At 51.4% G+C, this 14,779-nt stretch carries 12 protein-coding genes; 4 read left to right on the forward strand and 8 right to left on the reverse strand.

What is annotated here, in order from left to right; all coding sequences use genetic code 11:
* Positions 1 to 447 precede the first annotated feature (447 nt).
* Genes bioD through bioB form a run of 4 tightly spaced genes read right to left on the reverse strand, consistent with a single transcriptional unit; the run spans position 448 to position 4,054 of the window.
* Entirely contained in the window at positions 448 to 1,128 is a 681-nt protein-coding gene (gene bioD, locus H9644_RS17265) for a dethiobiotin synthase (protein ID WP_064530086.1), read from the reverse strand.
* On the reverse strand, positions 1,121 to 1,876 hold the full coding sequence (gene bioC / locus H9644_RS17270; RefSeq protein WP_064530085.1) for a malonyl-ACP O-methyltransferase BioC: 756 nt from the start codon (positions 1,874 to 1,876) through the stop codon (positions 1,121 to 1,123). The genes bioD and bioC overlap by 8 nt, the downstream gene beginning before the upstream one ends.
* Entirely contained in the window at positions 1,860 to 3,017 is a 1,158-nt protein-coding gene (gene bioF / locus H9644_RS17275) for an 8-amino-7-oxononanoate synthase (RefSeq protein WP_191775616.1), read from the reverse strand. The genes bioC and bioF overlap by 17 nt, the downstream gene beginning before the upstream one ends.
* Positions 3,014 to 4,054, reverse strand: a complete 1,041-nt coding sequence (gene bioB, locus H9644_RS17280) for a biotin synthase BioB (protein ID WP_064530083.1) — start codon at positions 4,052 to 4,054, stop codon at positions 3,014 to 3,016. Before bioB ends, bioF begins: the two co-directional genes overlap by 4 nt.
* An 86-nt stretch (positions 4,055 to 4,140) precedes the next feature.
* Here bioB and bioA point away from each other — a divergent pair, with 86 nt between their 5' ends.
* From bioA to H9644_RS17295, 3 genes are all read left to right on the forward strand, one after another.
* Positions 4,141 to 5,430 (forward strand): adenosylmethionine--8-amino-7-oxononanoate transaminase, encoded by a 1,290-nt coding sequence (gene bioA, locus H9644_RS17285; protein WP_074399642.1) that lies wholly within the window; start codon positions 4,141 to 4,143, stop codon positions 5,428 to 5,430.
* 58 nt (positions 5,431 to 5,488) lie between these two features.
* Positions 5,489 to 5,965, forward strand: coding sequence for a kinase inhibitor (locus H9644_RS17290; RefSeq protein ID WP_000767391.1), 477 nt, complete (start codon positions 5,489 to 5,491; stop codon positions 5,963 to 5,965).
* A 154-nt stretch (positions 5,966 to 6,119) separates the two neighbouring features.
* Positions 6,120 to 7,403 carry a putative acyl-CoA thioester hydrolase gene (locus H9644_RS17295; protein WP_191775618.1) on the forward strand — a complete coding sequence of 428 codons (1,284 nt, stop codon included), beginning with the start codon at positions 6,120 to 6,122 and terminating at the stop codon, positions 7,401 to 7,403.
* Between the two features lie 142 nt (positions 7,404 to 7,545).
* Here H9644_RS17295 and H9644_RS17300 read toward each other — a convergent pair whose 3' ends face one another.
* From H9644_RS17300 to H9644_RS17310, 3 genes are all read right to left on the reverse strand, one after another.
* Positions 7,546 to 9,807 carry a hydratase gene (locus H9644_RS17300; RefSeq protein ID WP_191775620.1) on the reverse strand — a complete coding sequence of 754 codons (2,262 nt, stop codon included), beginning with the start codon at positions 9,805 to 9,807 and terminating at the stop codon, positions 7,546 to 7,548.
* A 182-nt stretch (positions 9,808 to 9,989) separates the two neighbouring features.
* Entirely contained in the window at positions 9,990 to 11,423 is a 1,434-nt protein-coding gene (locus H9644_RS17305; RefSeq protein WP_064530645.1) for an anion permease, read from the reverse strand.
* A 75-nt stretch (positions 11,424 to 11,498) separates the two neighbouring features.
* On the reverse strand, positions 11,499 to 12,551 hold the full coding sequence (locus H9644_RS17310) for a 4-oxalomesaconate tautomerase (protein ID WP_191775622.1): 1,053 nt from the start codon (positions 12,549 to 12,551) through the stop codon (positions 11,499 to 11,501).
* 183 nt (positions 12,552 to 12,734) lie between these two features.
* Here H9644_RS17310 and H9644_RS17315 point away from each other — a divergent pair, with 183 nt between their 5' ends.
* Positions 12,735 to 13,688: a LysR family transcriptional regulator gene (locus H9644_RS17315; protein ID WP_064530641.1), complete on the forward strand. Its 954-nt coding sequence runs from the start codon at positions 12,735 to 12,737 to the stop codon at positions 13,686 to 13,688.
* Positions 13,689 to 13,729: 41 nt separating this feature from the next.
* Here the strand turns inward: H9644_RS17315 and pgl are convergent, their stop codons facing one another.
* Positions 13,730 to 14,725: a 6-phosphogluconolactonase gene (gene pgl, locus H9644_RS17320; protein ID WP_191775625.1), complete on the reverse strand. Its 996-nt coding sequence runs from the start codon at positions 14,723 to 14,725 to the stop codon at positions 13,730 to 13,732.
* Positions 14,726 to 14,779 lie beyond the last annotated feature (54 nt).

A 14,779-nucleotide genomic window follows, 5' to 3' on the forward strand; every position in this document is an offset into this window, starting at 1 on the left:
AAGTGTCAATCATGAGCATAATTTGCTCAGTGACGAGATAAAACTCCAGGCTTGCGGGGTTATCCCCAAAGCAACGGCTTTTTTAACAATTGTCAAGATGACTGATGACGGATTTATGGCAAGAGATGTCACTTTCATGACTGCCATTGCTTTTATTTAATTAATTGAAAAATAACAAATATTTTCCCAAGCCTTCTTTCGCGTCAATTCGCGTGCAAGCCGCGTATTCTCTCGCTTGCATCGCGTTTTCTAACTCTAATGCACATGGTTATCCACAGGAATAGTGGATAACTGCCTGCAGCCCGTATGCCCTGCCGCCTGGGCAATTCCCACACTAACCGCATATTGTGGGCGTAAATATTTTTTCTCGATTCTTTTAAAATTTAATTGGTTAAATTGCAGGCAACAGACGACGCGATCTCGCTCGCACTTTAACCAAATATATTGCTACAACAATGCGGTGAGATTGAGGTACTTTCCGGTTAGCGCGTTTTCAGGGGGTTCATCAAGCCACGGGATCTCCCCAAGCAGCGGTGCGGAAATCATCCGCTTGAGCGTGGCCATATATTCAGCATGACGTTTGCCCGGTGGAGTGACATCGTTCGCTACCCACCCTGCAAGGGTAAGTCCGACTTGCTGTACAGCCTGTGCGGTCAGCATCGCGTGATTAATACAACCGAGTTTCACGCCCACAACCAGTATCACTGGCAGTTGTTCTTGCGTTACCCAATCCGCAAAAGTGAAAGAATCAGAAAGCGGCGTAAACCAGCCTCCTGCACCTTCCACTAACACCCAGTCAGCCTGTTGTTCAAGTGCGCGTAATCCGGCGCTCATTACTGATGACTCAATCGGCCTGCCCTCTTGCGCGCTGATGATATGCGGCGAGGTGGGTTCTGCGAAGGTGTAAGGATTTACCGTGGCGTAATCCAGTTGCAGGCTACTGTTGCGTTGCAACGCCAGTGCGTCGCTATTGCGTAATCCTTCTGCCGTTATTTCACTGCCGGAGGCAACAGGTTTGTAACCTACCGTCCGGTAGCCTGCCGCCTTCGCGGCCTGTAAAAGCGCACAACTGGCGACGGTTTTCCCCACTTCGGTGTCTGTTCCGGTAACAAAATAGCGTTTACTCACGAGCAATCACTCCCAAAAAAAGATGATAAGTCAGAGGATATCGCCCCTGTTTTTGCGGCCAGGCCAGTTGCAGTTGCTGTAGCTGTGAACGCGTTAATATTCGCGGGTCGCGCCCTTCGTGAAGATGCGTTGCGCCAATGCCTTTCAGGGAACGCATGGCACTGAGCGCATCATCAAAGCACAGCGTGACAGGTTGCATATTGTGTTGATAACGAAAACCTTTCAGCGCCTGTTCAATGTCAGCGGGCGGTAAAAAGTGATTGGCATGCGGGCGTTCGTCTACCGCTTGCCACGCCTGATGTAATTCAGGGAGCGAACCCTGCGCCAGGGTGGTAAACGCCACCACGCCGCCGGGGCGTACTACTCGGCAAAGCTCGCATAATGCCGTGGATAACTCACCACACCACTGCACGGCAAGGTTGCTCCACGCCAGATCAAACGTCTCGTTCGCCAGCGGTAAGGATTCGATATCGCCCGCCAGATAATAATCTGCGGCATCTTGTTGGCGCGCCTGCGCAAGCATCGTCGGCGAAAGATCGAGCGCCATGACTTGCTGACAATGCTCGCGCCAGTGGCGGCTCATCCAGCCAGGTCCACAGCCAGCGTCCAGCACTCTGGCGTATTTACGCTGCGGGAGCATTGCCAGCAAGGCATCGGCGCTCTGGCGCTGTAACTCTGCGTGTTGCTCATACTGTGAGGCTGCCCGACCAAATGCCGCCGCAATGGCTTGTTTATTGACCGTTGCCATGCAGCACCTCCAGCAGGCGGTCGATATCCTGTGTTTCATGGGCCGCAGTCAACGTCAGGCGCAGTCGCGCAGTGCCGACGGGGACGGTTGGCGGGCGAATCGCCGTTACCCAGCAACCTTGCTGACGCAGTTTTTCTGCCAGTCGTAATGCACGACTGTTATCGCCTACGATTAATGGCTGGATGGCGCTACGTGAATCAGCAAGAGTAAATGGCGAGCCCTGCACTCCGGCACGGAAATGTGCGATCAGTGCCACCAGTTTTTCGCGCCGTGCATCTCCCTCTTCGCTGCGAATAACCGCCAGCGATGCACGCAATGCCTGCGCCTGAGCGGGCGGCATGCTGGTGCTGTAGATAAGATGACGGGCAAATTGCAGCAGATAATCCGCCACGGTATCGGAGCAAAGCACCGCCGCCCCGCTGACACCAAATCCTTTGCCAAAAGTGACCACCAGCAGTTCCGGCTTCACCTTTTGCTGCCAGCAGCTGCCTCGCCCCTGCTCACCGATAACCCCGGTACCGTGGGCATCGTCGACCATTAACCAGGCGTTTTGCTGATGCGTTACCTGCTGAATTTCCGTAAGCGGCGCACTATCGCCGTCCATACTAAACACGCCTTCTGTCACCACCAGTTGCCGCCCCGGACAGGAGCTAGCAAGCAGACGTTCCAGATGAGCGGCATCGTTATGGGCAAAACGGCGAAGCTGCGCCGGGCTTAAACTGGCGGCCTCCAGCAATGAGGCATGGCTAAGGCGGTCGGCAACGATACGGTCCTCTTTCGCCATCATCGCGGTAATGACCGCCTGGTTAGCAGCAAAACCGGAGATAAACAGCAGCGCACGCGAATAGCCCAGCCACTGCGCCAGTTCCTCTTCCAGCGCCTGATGCGCCACGTTATAACCGCTAACATGCCCGGAGCCGCCGCTACCGACACCAAACTTTTCTGCACCCTGCTGCCAGGCACGGATGATGTGCGGATGATGGCTTAAACCGAGGTAATCATTGCTGGAAAAGTTCAGATACTGGCGATCATTCGCCACCAGCCAGCGTCCGGCCCCTTGCGCCACCGGATAACGGCGACGCAGGGCATCTGCAGCACGCCGCGCATCAAGCGCCGCATCAATTTTCTCCTGCCAGGTCATAGTGCTGCCGCGTTGTAATATTCGTCGGTATCCGGGGTCATCAGTGCCTGCTCCAGACGCTGCTGTTGTTCGTTATCGCCCGCCAGCACGGCGGTTTGTTGCGGATTCAGTCCCAGTTTGCGGAACAGTTGCAGGTCTTTATCTTCTTCCGGATTCGGCGTGGTCAGCAGTTTGCAGCCGTAGAAAATCGAGTTAGCCCCGGCCATAAAGCACATTGCCTGGGTCTGTTCGTTCATCTGTTCGCGTCCGGCAGAAAGGCGGACATAGGAAGTCGGCATCATGATCCGCGCCACCGCAATGGTGCGAATAAAATCAAAGGCATCGACATCCTCGTTATCGGCCAGCGGTGTGCCTTTCACCTTCACCAGCATGTTGATTGGCACGCTTTCCGGCGGCGTCGGCAGATTCGCCAGTTGCAGCAATAATCCGGCACGATCTTTCACCGTTTCACCTAAGCCCACAATGCCGCCTGAACAGACTTTGATCCCGGCTTCGCGCACTTTTTCCAGCGTATCGAGGCGTTCCTGATAAGTACGTGTGGTGATAATATTGCCGTAAAACTCCGGCGAGGTGTCGAGGTTGTGGTTATAGTAATCCAGTCCAGCATTCGCGAGGCGCTGCGCCTGAGATTCGCTCAATGTGCCCAGCGTCATACACGCTTCCAGACCCATTGCTTTTACCCCCTGCACCATTTGTTCCAGGTACGGCATATCGCGCTCGTGGGGATTTTTCCACGCCGCGCCCATGCAGAAGCGCGTCGATCCCGCCGCCTTCGCTTTGCGCGCCGACTCCAGCACCTGCTCAACTTCCATCAACCGTTCGGCTTCCAGCCCGGTTTTATAGCGCGAGCTTTGCGGACAGTATTTGCAATCTTCAGGACAGGCGCCGGTTTTAATCGACAGCAAAGTACTAACCTGTACCTGACGAGGATCGAAATGCTGACGATGCACCTGCTGCGCTTCAAACAGCAGATCCAGCAATGGTTTTTCAAATAATTCTGTGACTTGCGACAATGTCCAGCGTGGGCGGTGAGCCATGGGGCTTCTCCAAAACGTGTTTTTTGTTGTTAATTCGGTGTAGACTTGTAAACCTAAATCTTTTCAATTTGGTTTACAAGTCGATTATGACAACGGACGATCTTGCCTTTGACCAACGCCATATCTGGCATCCGTACACATCCATGACCTCCCCGCTGCCGGTTTATCCGGTGGCGAGTGCAGAAGGTTGCGAGTTGATTTTGTCTGACGGCAGACGCCTGGTTGACGGTATGTCGTCCTGGTGGGCGGCGATCCACGGCTACAATCACCCGCAGCTTAATGCCGCAATGAAGTCGCAAATTGATGCCATGTCGCATGTGATGTTTGGCGGTATCACCCATGCGCCAGCCATTGAGCTGTGCCGCAAACTGGTGGCGATGACGCCGCAACCGCTGGAATGCGTTTTTCTCGCAGACTCCGGTTCCGTGGCGGTGGAAGTGGCGATGAAAATGGCGTTGCAGTACTGGCAGGCCAAAGGTGAAGCGCGCCAGCGTTTTCTGACTTTCCGCAATGGTTATCATGGCGATACCTTTGGCGCGATGTCGGTGTGCGATCCGGACAATTCAATGCACAGTCTGTGGAAGGGATATCTGCCGGAAAACTTGTTTGCTCCCGCCCCGCAAAGCCGCATGGGCGGCGAATGGGATGAGCGCGATATGGTGGGCTTTGCCCGCCTGATGGCGGCGCATCGTCATGATATCGCCGCCGTAATCATTGAACCGATTGTTCAGGGCGCTGGCGGAATGCGCATCTACCATCCTGAATGGTTAAAACGAATCCGCAAAATGTGCGATCGTGAAGGTATCTTGCTGATTGCTGACGAAATAGCGACTGGTTTTGGTCGCACCGGCAAACTGTTTGCCTGCGAACATGCGGGGATCGCGCCGGATATTTTATGCCTCGGCAAAGCCTTAACCGGCGGTACGATGACCCTTTCCGCCACGCTCACCACGCGTCTGGTCGCTGAAACCATCAGTAACGGCGAAGCCGGCTGCTTTATGCATGGGCCAACTTTTATGGGCAATCCGCTGGCCTGCGCGGCAGCAAACGCCAGCCTGACAATTATCGAATCCGGCGAATGGCAACAGCAGGTGGCAAGTATTGAAGCGCAGCTACATGAGCAACTGGCACCAGTCCGTGATGCCGAAATGGTTGCCGATGTCCGCGTACTGGGGGCAATTGGTGTAGTAGAAACCACTCGCCCGGTGAATATGGCAGTACTGCAAAAATTCTTTGTCGAACAGGGCGTCTGGATCCGGCCTTTTGGCAAGCTTATATACCTGATGCCGCCCTATATTATTCGCCCGGAGCAGCTGCAGCGTCTGACTGCAGCAGTTAACCGTGCGGTGCAGGATGAAACATTTTTTTGCCAATAACGAGCAGTCAGCGTGAGTGTTTCTGGCTACACTTTCTGCAAACAAGAAGGGAGGGTTCATGAAACTCATCAGTAATGATCTGCGCGATGGCGATAAGCTACCGCATCGTCATGTCTTTAACGGCATGGGTTACGATGGTGATAATATTTCGCCACATCTGGCGTGGGATGATGTTCCTGCGGGAACAAAAAGTTTTGTTGTCACCTGTTATGATCCAGATGCGCCAACCGGCTCCGGCTGGTGGCACTGGGTGGTTGTTAACTTGCCTGCTGATACCCGCGTATTGCCGCAAGGGTTTGGCTCTGGTCTGGTGGCAATGCCAGACGGTGTTTTGCAGACGCGTACCGATTTTGGTAAAACCGGGTACGATGGCGCAGCGCCGCCGAAAGGCGAAACCCATCGCTACATTTTTACTGTTCACGCGCTGGATGTAGAACGTATTGATGTTGATGAAGGTGCCAGCGGCGCGATGGTCGGTTTTAACGTCCATTTCCATTCTCTGGCAAGTGCCTCGATTACTGCGATGTTCAGTTAAATACTCTGCCAGATGGCGCAATACCATCTGGCATGACTTAAAGGTATTGAAAACAACTTTTTGTCTTTTTACCTTCCCGTTTCGCTCAACTTAGTATAAAAAAGCAGGCTTCAACGGATTCATTTTCTTTCCATTTCAAAGCCCGGAGCAACCTGTGAACACATTTTCAGTTTCCCGTCTGGCGCTGGCACTGGCTTTTGGCGTGACGCTGACCGCCTGTAGCTCAACTCCGCCCGATCAACGTCCTTCTGATCAAACCGCGCCTGGTACCTCTTCTCGCCCGATTCTGTCGGCAAAAGAAGCGCAGAATTTCGATGCTCAACACTATTTTGCGTCCCTGACGCCTGGTGCTGCGGCGTGGAATCCTTCACCTATTACTCTGCCAGCTCAACCTGACTTTGTTGTCGGACCGGCGGGTACACCAGGTGTGACGCACACGACTATTCAGGCAGCGGTGGATGCGGCAATTATCAAACGTACCAATAAACGCCAGTATATTGCCGTGATGCCAGGTGAGTATGAAGGCACGGTCTATGTCCCCGCAGCTCCGGGTGGAATCACCGTCTACGGTACAGGCGAAAAACCGATTGATGTGAAAATTGGTCTTTCCCTTGATGGTGGCATGAGCCCTGCCGACTGGCGTCACGACGTCAACCCGCGCGGCAAATATATGCCAGGTAAACCAGCGTGGTATATGTACGATAGCTGCCAGAGCAAACGCAGCAACAGCATTGGCGTTCTGTGTTCTGCGGTCTTCTGGTCACAAAACAATGGCCTGCAACTGCAAAACCTGACCATTGAAAACACGCTGGGGGATAGCGTAGATGCGGGTAACCATCCGGCGGTGGCACTGCGTACTGATGGTGACAAAGTGCAGATTAATAACGTCAATATTCTCGGTCGCCAGAATACTTTCTTTGTGACCAACAGCGGTGTGCAGAACCGTCTGGAAACTAACCGTCAGCCGCGTACCCTGGTGACTAACAGTTATATTGAAGGGGATGTGGATATCGTTTCTGGTCGCGGCGCAGTAGTGTTCGATAACACCGAATTCCGCGTGGTGAACTCCCGTACTCAGCAAGAAGCGTATGTGTTTGCACCGGCTACGCTGTCCAATATTTACTACGGTTTCCTCGCGGTAAATAGCCGTTTCAATGCTTCCGGTGATGGCGTCGCACAACTGGGCCGCTCGCTGGATGTTGATGCCAATACCAATGGCCAGGTGGTGATCCGTGATAGCGCCATCAACGAAGGCTTTAACACGGCTAAACCGTGGGCTGATGCGGTGATTTCCAATCGTCCGTTTGCGGGGAACACCGGTAGCGTTGACGATAGCGACGAAGTACAGCGCAATCTGAATGACACTAACTACAACCGCATGTGGGAATACAATAACCGCGGCGTGGGTAGTAAAGTGGTTGCAGAGGCGAAGAAGTAAGAGCTATTAACTTTTTGCCGGATGCGGCGTAAACGCCTTATCCGGCCTACAGGATCGATACGATTTGTAGGTCGGATAAGATGCGCCAGCATCGCATCCGACAAATAAGTGCCGGATGCGACCTGCATTCACATGGCGTTTTTTACATCTGACGGTTTTTATTGAAGTTAATCAAGCTGCCCGCCTTGATAATCTCGCGCTCTTCGGCAGTCAGACTTTCCATATACAGCGTGATTTCCGTTACCGGCGTATCTTCATGGATCACATAACCTTTGAACGTCGCACCTGGATTATCCAGCGCCGCTTTAATGCCAGGAATATAAATGTAATCCCCCACGTCAAAGCTCGGTACTTCTGCCATCTGCAGCGGTAACATCCCCCAGTTAATGACATTAGAACGGTAGCGTTTGGTGGCGTACTCCTCGGCAATATTCGCCAGACCACCAATTACACGCTGGCAACTCGCCGCCTGTTCACGTGCAGAACCATCGCCTGGTTTGACTGCATAGACCATGCTGCCAATTTCTGTTTGCAGCGGATCGATATGTTCCTGACCAGCAATCTGCTTAATGCGCGCAAACACCTCTGTCAGCTCGCTGACATTCCCCGCCAGACGCTGATTTTCCAGCTCGGCAGTCGCTTTACTTCTGCCAACATAGCCAGGATCGCGGCGTGACAGGGTAAACTCCGCCAGACCAATCGGATTTGAACGATACGAAGAAGTTTCCCCGGAAGGAATCAGTTCGTCGGTGGTGGTCACCTCATCGAGGATCTTCGAGCACACTTTGAGGACGATATTGTCAGTCAATGCGCCTAATTCCGGCCAGTCTTTGATGTTCGGTCCGTAGATCAGCGGTTGCTGGGTCGCCCCTTTCACAAACCCCTGATAAACACGGTTTTTATACGGTGTGACATCGAAGGCGTACTCCGGCACGTTGTCCCAGCAGTCCAGCTCACTTGCAGATGTTAAGTAACCACCGTTTGCAGCTGTTGCAGCGATAGAACGGGCGTCCATCAACGCCACCGCTGACATCTGCCCATTAGCTGGCTTAGAGCCTTCGCGGTTCGGGAAGTTACGCGTGGTGTGGCGAATACTCAAACCGTTGTTGATTGGCGTGTCGCCCGCGCCAAAACATGGGCCGCAGAACGCGGTTCTGATGATTGCACCTGCACCAATCAAATCTGCTACCACGCCTTTTTTGGCTAAATCCATAAACACCGGCTGTGATGACGGGTAAACCGCCAGCGAGAAGGTGTCATTGCCACAGGATTGACCGCGCAGCGCGTTTGCTGCGGCGATCACGTTTTCATAATTACCACCAGAACAGCCTGCGATAATCCCCTGCTGCACTTTCAGGCGGCCATTTTCGACTTTATCCAGCAATGAAAGTTTGGCTTTACCGTGCGCCACGCGCTCGGACTCAATTTCAATCTCACGCAGAATGTCAGTCAGGTTCTGATTCAGCGTGTCGATTTCATAAACGTTGCTCGGATGGAACGGCAGTGCAATCATCGGCTTGATGGCACTTAAATCAACGCTGATGCAGCCATCGTAGTACGCCATCGGTTGTGGGTTAAGCTGGCAGTAATCCTGGCCGCGACCATGCAGCGCCAGCCAGTTATGGACTTCCTCATCGGTTTGCCAGACGGAACTTAAACAGGTGGTTTCGGTAGTCATCACGTCAACGCTGTTACGGAAATCCGTAGAGAGCGAGCTAACGCCCGGTCCCACAAATTCCATCACTTTATTTTTGACGTAGCCGTTTTTAAACACGGCGCCGATAATCGCCAACGCCACATCCTGCGGTCCTACATATGCCGCAGGTTTTCCGGTCAGATGCACCGCAACAACGCCCGGATAGTCGATATCCCAGGTGTCATTAAGCAGTTGTTTTACCAACTCGCCGCCGCCCTCACCGACCGCCATTGTACCTAATGCGCCGTAACGGGTGTGGCTGTCTGACCCGAGGATCATTTTGCCGCCGCCCGCCATCATTTCACGCATATATTGGTGGATAACCGCAATATGCGGAGGCACAAAAATACCGCCATAACGCTGGGCCGCCGATAAACCAAAAATATGGTCATCACCGTTAATGGTACCGCCCACAGCGCACAGTGAGTTATGGCAGTTGGTCAGTACATACGGCAGCGGGAAGCGTTCCATGCCAGACGCTTTAGCTGTCTGTACAATACCAACAAAGGTAATATCGTGTGAGGCTAAGGAATCAAACTTAATTTTAAGTTTGTCCATATTTCCGGACGTATTATGAGAAGAGAGAATAGACCAGGCAATAGTGCCTTTTTTGGCTTCTTCTTTTTTTACTTCGCCGGTGAAATGTTCTTCAGAAATTATTTCGTTATTACTGGCGAGAAACACGCCTTTATCAGATAACTTGATCATCAAATGCTCCAGATATCTGCGCACCGTAAAGTGCGCAGAAAGATAATAAATGGATATACTCTAAATAATTCGAGTTGCAGGAAGGCGACAAGCGAGTGAATCCCCAGTCACTTACATAAGTAAGTGACTGGGGTGAGCGAACGCAGACGCAGCACATGCAACTTGAAGTATGACGAGTATATTTACAGCATGTTCCAGCCGATCAGCATATTCCACCACCATACACCGAGGGTGATATGCACCAGGAAGGTTAATATCGTCAGTACCGCACCGACCAACCACCAGGATTTAATATCGTTATAACCCACACCAAAGATGACCGGGCCTGCTGCACCACCGTAGTGAGTGACCATACCGCCGTAGGAGTTGGAGAACAGCAGCGCCAACGCGGTTAACATTAACGGTGCGCCGGAGACGTTCGCCAGCATGGCAAATACAGGTAACATAGCAACGATATAGGCACTACCGGAAGCGAAGAAATAACGTACGATGATGCTAAGGAAAATAATGACGAAGAAGGCAACGTTACCGTGACCATCAAATGCCAGGTTATTTTTAAAGACTTCAGCTAACCATTCGAAGAATTTAACTTTCGATAATAATGAGCTTAAGCCGATAATACCGCCGTACCAGATTAAGGTATTCCAGCCGCCTTTATTTTTAACCACGTCTTCCCAGGTCACAATACCCAGCAGCAGCATGGTCGCCATAACAACGATTGCCACGGTGGATTCATCAACCCCCAGAGACTTACTGAAAATCCAGCCCAACAGCGCCAGCACAAAGACACCGAGCAGCATTTTTTCGCGGATTTTCATCGGCCCGAGTTCAGCAAGACCGGCTTTAGCGATAGTTTTGTTATCCACCTTTTTAATTTCTGGCGGATACATGGTGTAAATGACCAGCGGAGTGACCAGCAGCATAATGATGCCCGGTAAACCAGCAGCCAACGCCCATCCCCCCCAGCTAATTTGCAGGTGCAGAATGTCGTTGATCATTTTCAGCGCCAGAATGTTCCCCGCCATTGCAGTAAAGAACATGTAGCTGGTGGTTTTGGTGACCATGTAAATGGACATCATCAGGTAATGTCCGACACGACGCGGGCTTTTTTCCGGTTCTGACCCCAAAGCCACCGCCACGCTGTTGATGATCGGTAACACAATGCCGCCCGCACGCGCGGTGTTAGACGGTGTTGCCGGAGCGAGTACCAGATCAAGGAATACCGTAACGTAACCCAGCCCCAGGGTAGTGCTACCTATTTTACCAATCAGCAGATAGGCAATACGTTTACCTAAACCGGTGGTCACAAACGCGGCGCTTAAGGTGAACGCCGAGAATACCAGCCAGGTGGTACCTGAAGAGTAACCGCTTAATACGGCGGTGGTTTTAAACGCACCGTCGGATAAGTTACCGACCACCACCATTGAGGCAGCAACGGCAATTAACAGTACGACTGGTTCCGGGAAAGGCTTGATAACCAGCCCCACAATCGCCGCCAGGTAGATACCAAAAAGTACCCATGCCAGTTCGCTTAACCCTGCCGGAGCGGGTATAACGCCAATAATACATGGGATCGCTAATATCAGAATTAGCTTCCATAACGATTTCTTGTTCATTTAAAATCCTGTTCTTTCTGTATGACTCATACAGAAGTCCTTTATTGAATATCCTTATCACGACAACGAAATTTTTCAGGGAAGATAAACTTCACCGGAAAATATTTTTCTGGTCGTTCGAATAACAGATGCACGTAACGTTGCGGCATCCTGACCTTCATTACTTAAATGAACGTCAAGCGCACCACTGGGGTGTTCAATATTAATATTGCCGTATCCTACAGAAGGAACAATTTGTCGGGTAACGGTGCCTTCCAGCGCACAACTACTGGAAATGGCAATAGCACCGGTTATCGCCAGCGCGCGATGGCAAGAATGCGGCATAAAATAACGCACATTAATTGCCCCACCTTTCTGCGCTGGAGAAATAAGCACAGGTTTAGGGATCACCATATTACTGACATCACCTAAGCCCATAGCTTTACCCGCTTGTAGACGGATAGATTCGATGCGGGCTAATAATGATTTGTCGGCATCCAGTTCCGCCGGTAATTCATAGCCTGTTTTTCCCAGATATTCAGCCGGAATAATGACAACTGGCATCGCCATATCGATACAAGTCACCGGGACATCGTCAAAATAATCGATCTGTTTATCGGTCGGAAAAACTTTTCCGGTTTTGGTTCCGGCAGCATTCAGGAAAGTGAGCGCGACCGGTGCGGCAGTTCCTGGCACACCGTCGATTCTCGCGCTCCCCTCGTACTCGACAACACCATTTGGCGTTTGCACATCAGCTTCGATGAACGTGCCTGTATTAACGTTGCGGATACGTACGCGGGTGATTGGTGATGTCGCAGCGATCAGGCCATTTTCGATAGCAAATGCCCCAACCCCAGACAGCATATTGCCGCAGTTAGGCGTGGTATCGACACGTTGCTCATGGACGATAACTTGAGCAAACAGATAATCGACATCAGCATGCGGATCGCTGGAACGGCTAATAATGGCGACTTTACTGGTCAGCGGATTACCGCCACCGATACCGTCAATTTCCAGATCGTTACCGGAACCCATAATTGCCATCAATATTTTATCGCGCTGCGTTTGATCATCGGGTAAGTGTTCCGCTAACAGGAACGCGCCCCTCGAGGTTCCACCTCGCATCATCACGCAGGGTATTTTTTTCATAATAATGCCCTCAATTTAAAAACATAACTTATTGCGATATGGTTACATTAAGGGCAAAGCATCTCTAATGACTTTAGCGCCACGATTAATAACATTTTTTCATTAATTTAAGTGATTAAATTGCAGTTAAACTGTTTAACTGCAAATCACTAAAACGCACCGCTTCCATTTTCCGGAGTAATAATGAAGCATGAGTTATCAAGTATGAAAGCATTTGTCATGCTGGCAGAGTCCAGTTCATTTAACAATGCCGCCAAATTACTTAATATTACGCAACCTGCATTAACACGCAGAATAAAAAAGATGGAAGAGGATTTACATATCCAACTCTTTGAGCGCACAACTCGCAAGGTTACTTTAACAAAAGCGGGAAAAATGTTGCTCCCGGAGGCGCGGGAATTAATAAAAAAATTCGATGAAACGCTTTTTAATATTCGCGACATGAATACTTATCATCGTGGAATGGTAACTTTAGCGTGCATTCCAACCGCGGTATTTTATTTTTTGCCATTGGCAATCGGCAAATTTAATGAGCTGTATCCCAATATTAAAGTGCGAATTCTGGAACAAGGCACGAATAATTGCATGGAGTCGGTGCTCTGCAACGAATCTGACTTTGGCATAAACATGAACAACGTCACAAATTCATCGATAGATTTTACCCCACTGGTCAATGAGCCGTTCGTGCTGGCCTGTCGGCGTGACCATCCATTAGCCAAAAAGCAGCTGGTGGAATGGCAGGAGCTAGTGGGTTACAAAATGATTGGCGTACGCTCCTCCAGCGGCAACCGACTGTTGATAGAACAACAGCTGGCCAACAAACCCTGGAAGCTGGACTGGTTTTACGAAGTGCGCCATCTTTCGACGTCGTTAGGGCTGGTAGAGGCGGGGCTGGGAATTTCTGCGCTACCGGGCCTTGCAATGCCCCATGCGCCCTATTCTTCGATTATTGGTATTCCGCTGGTGGAACCCGTTATACGTCGGACATTGGGGATTATTCGCCGCAAAGATGCCATGCTTTCTCCGGCAGCAGAACGCTTTTTTGCCTTGCTGATCAATTTGTGGACTGACGATAAAGACAATTTGTGGACCAATATCGTCGAACGCCAGAGACATGCGTTACAGGAGATGAGTTAATACTCCCGGCGCAGGAGATTCAGCGCCGGGTAAATCAGCGGTTAATGCGCGTTAACCACCACCCACATTGGTCCCTGCCCGACCGCATAGCGGCCTTTTTCATGCAGTAGCCCCTGCTCGCCAACAATTTCGTATACCGAGATGTGGTGAGATTTTTGCCCGGCGGCAATCAGATACTTGCCACTGTGATCAACATTGAAGCCGCGCGGCTGGGTTTCCGTTGGCTGGAAGCCTTCTTTACTCAATACGCTGCCATCTTCTGAAACGCTGAAAACGGTAATCAGGCTGGCTGTACGGTCGCAGGCATACAAATGGCGACCATCCGGAGTGATATGAATATCAGCTGCCCAACGGGTGTCGGAGAAATTTTCCGGCATCATATCCAGCGTCTGTACACATTCGATATTGCCGTGTGGATCTTTCAGCTCCCAGACATCCACTGAACTGTTTAACTCATTGACACAGTAAGCATATTGTTCGTTTGGATGGAACACCATATGGCGCGGGCCGGCCCCTTCAACGGTAGTCACTTCCGCAGGGTCCTGCGCCACCAGATGACCGTCATCGCTGACCGTAAACAGGCAAATGCGATCTTGCTTTAATGCCGGAACCCACAGGGTGCGGTTATCCGGTGAAATATTGGCGGAATGACAGCCGTCCAGTCCCTCAACCACATCGACGACGCCCACAGGCAGGCCATCTTCCAGTCGCGTTACGCTTACATTGCCCGCATTATAAGAGCCGACAAAGACAAATTGCCCCTGATGATCGGTGGAAATATGCGTCGGGCTACCTGGCAGCGCCGACTCAGCGGCGAATGTCAGCGCGCCATCGTCCGGTGCAATACGATATGCAAGAACACGAAACTCCGGGCGAACGCCTACATAGAGATAACGTTTATCCGGGCTGACCACCATCGGCTGCACCTGCCCCGGCACATCCACAACCTGTGTCAGCGTCAACACGCCTTCATGATTCAGGCTCCAGACGTGAATTTGCTGGCTCTCAGGGCTGGCGATATAAACTGTTTGCTTCATGAATGCTCCTTTGCATTTAGCAACTGACTTTAACAGCTAAAATTAGTCGCTTTT

This window comes from Escherichia whittamii (genome assembly GCF_014836715.1).
Classification (GTDB): domain Bacteria; phylum Pseudomonadota; class Gammaproteobacteria; order Enterobacterales; family Enterobacteriaceae; genus Escherichia; species Escherichia whittamii.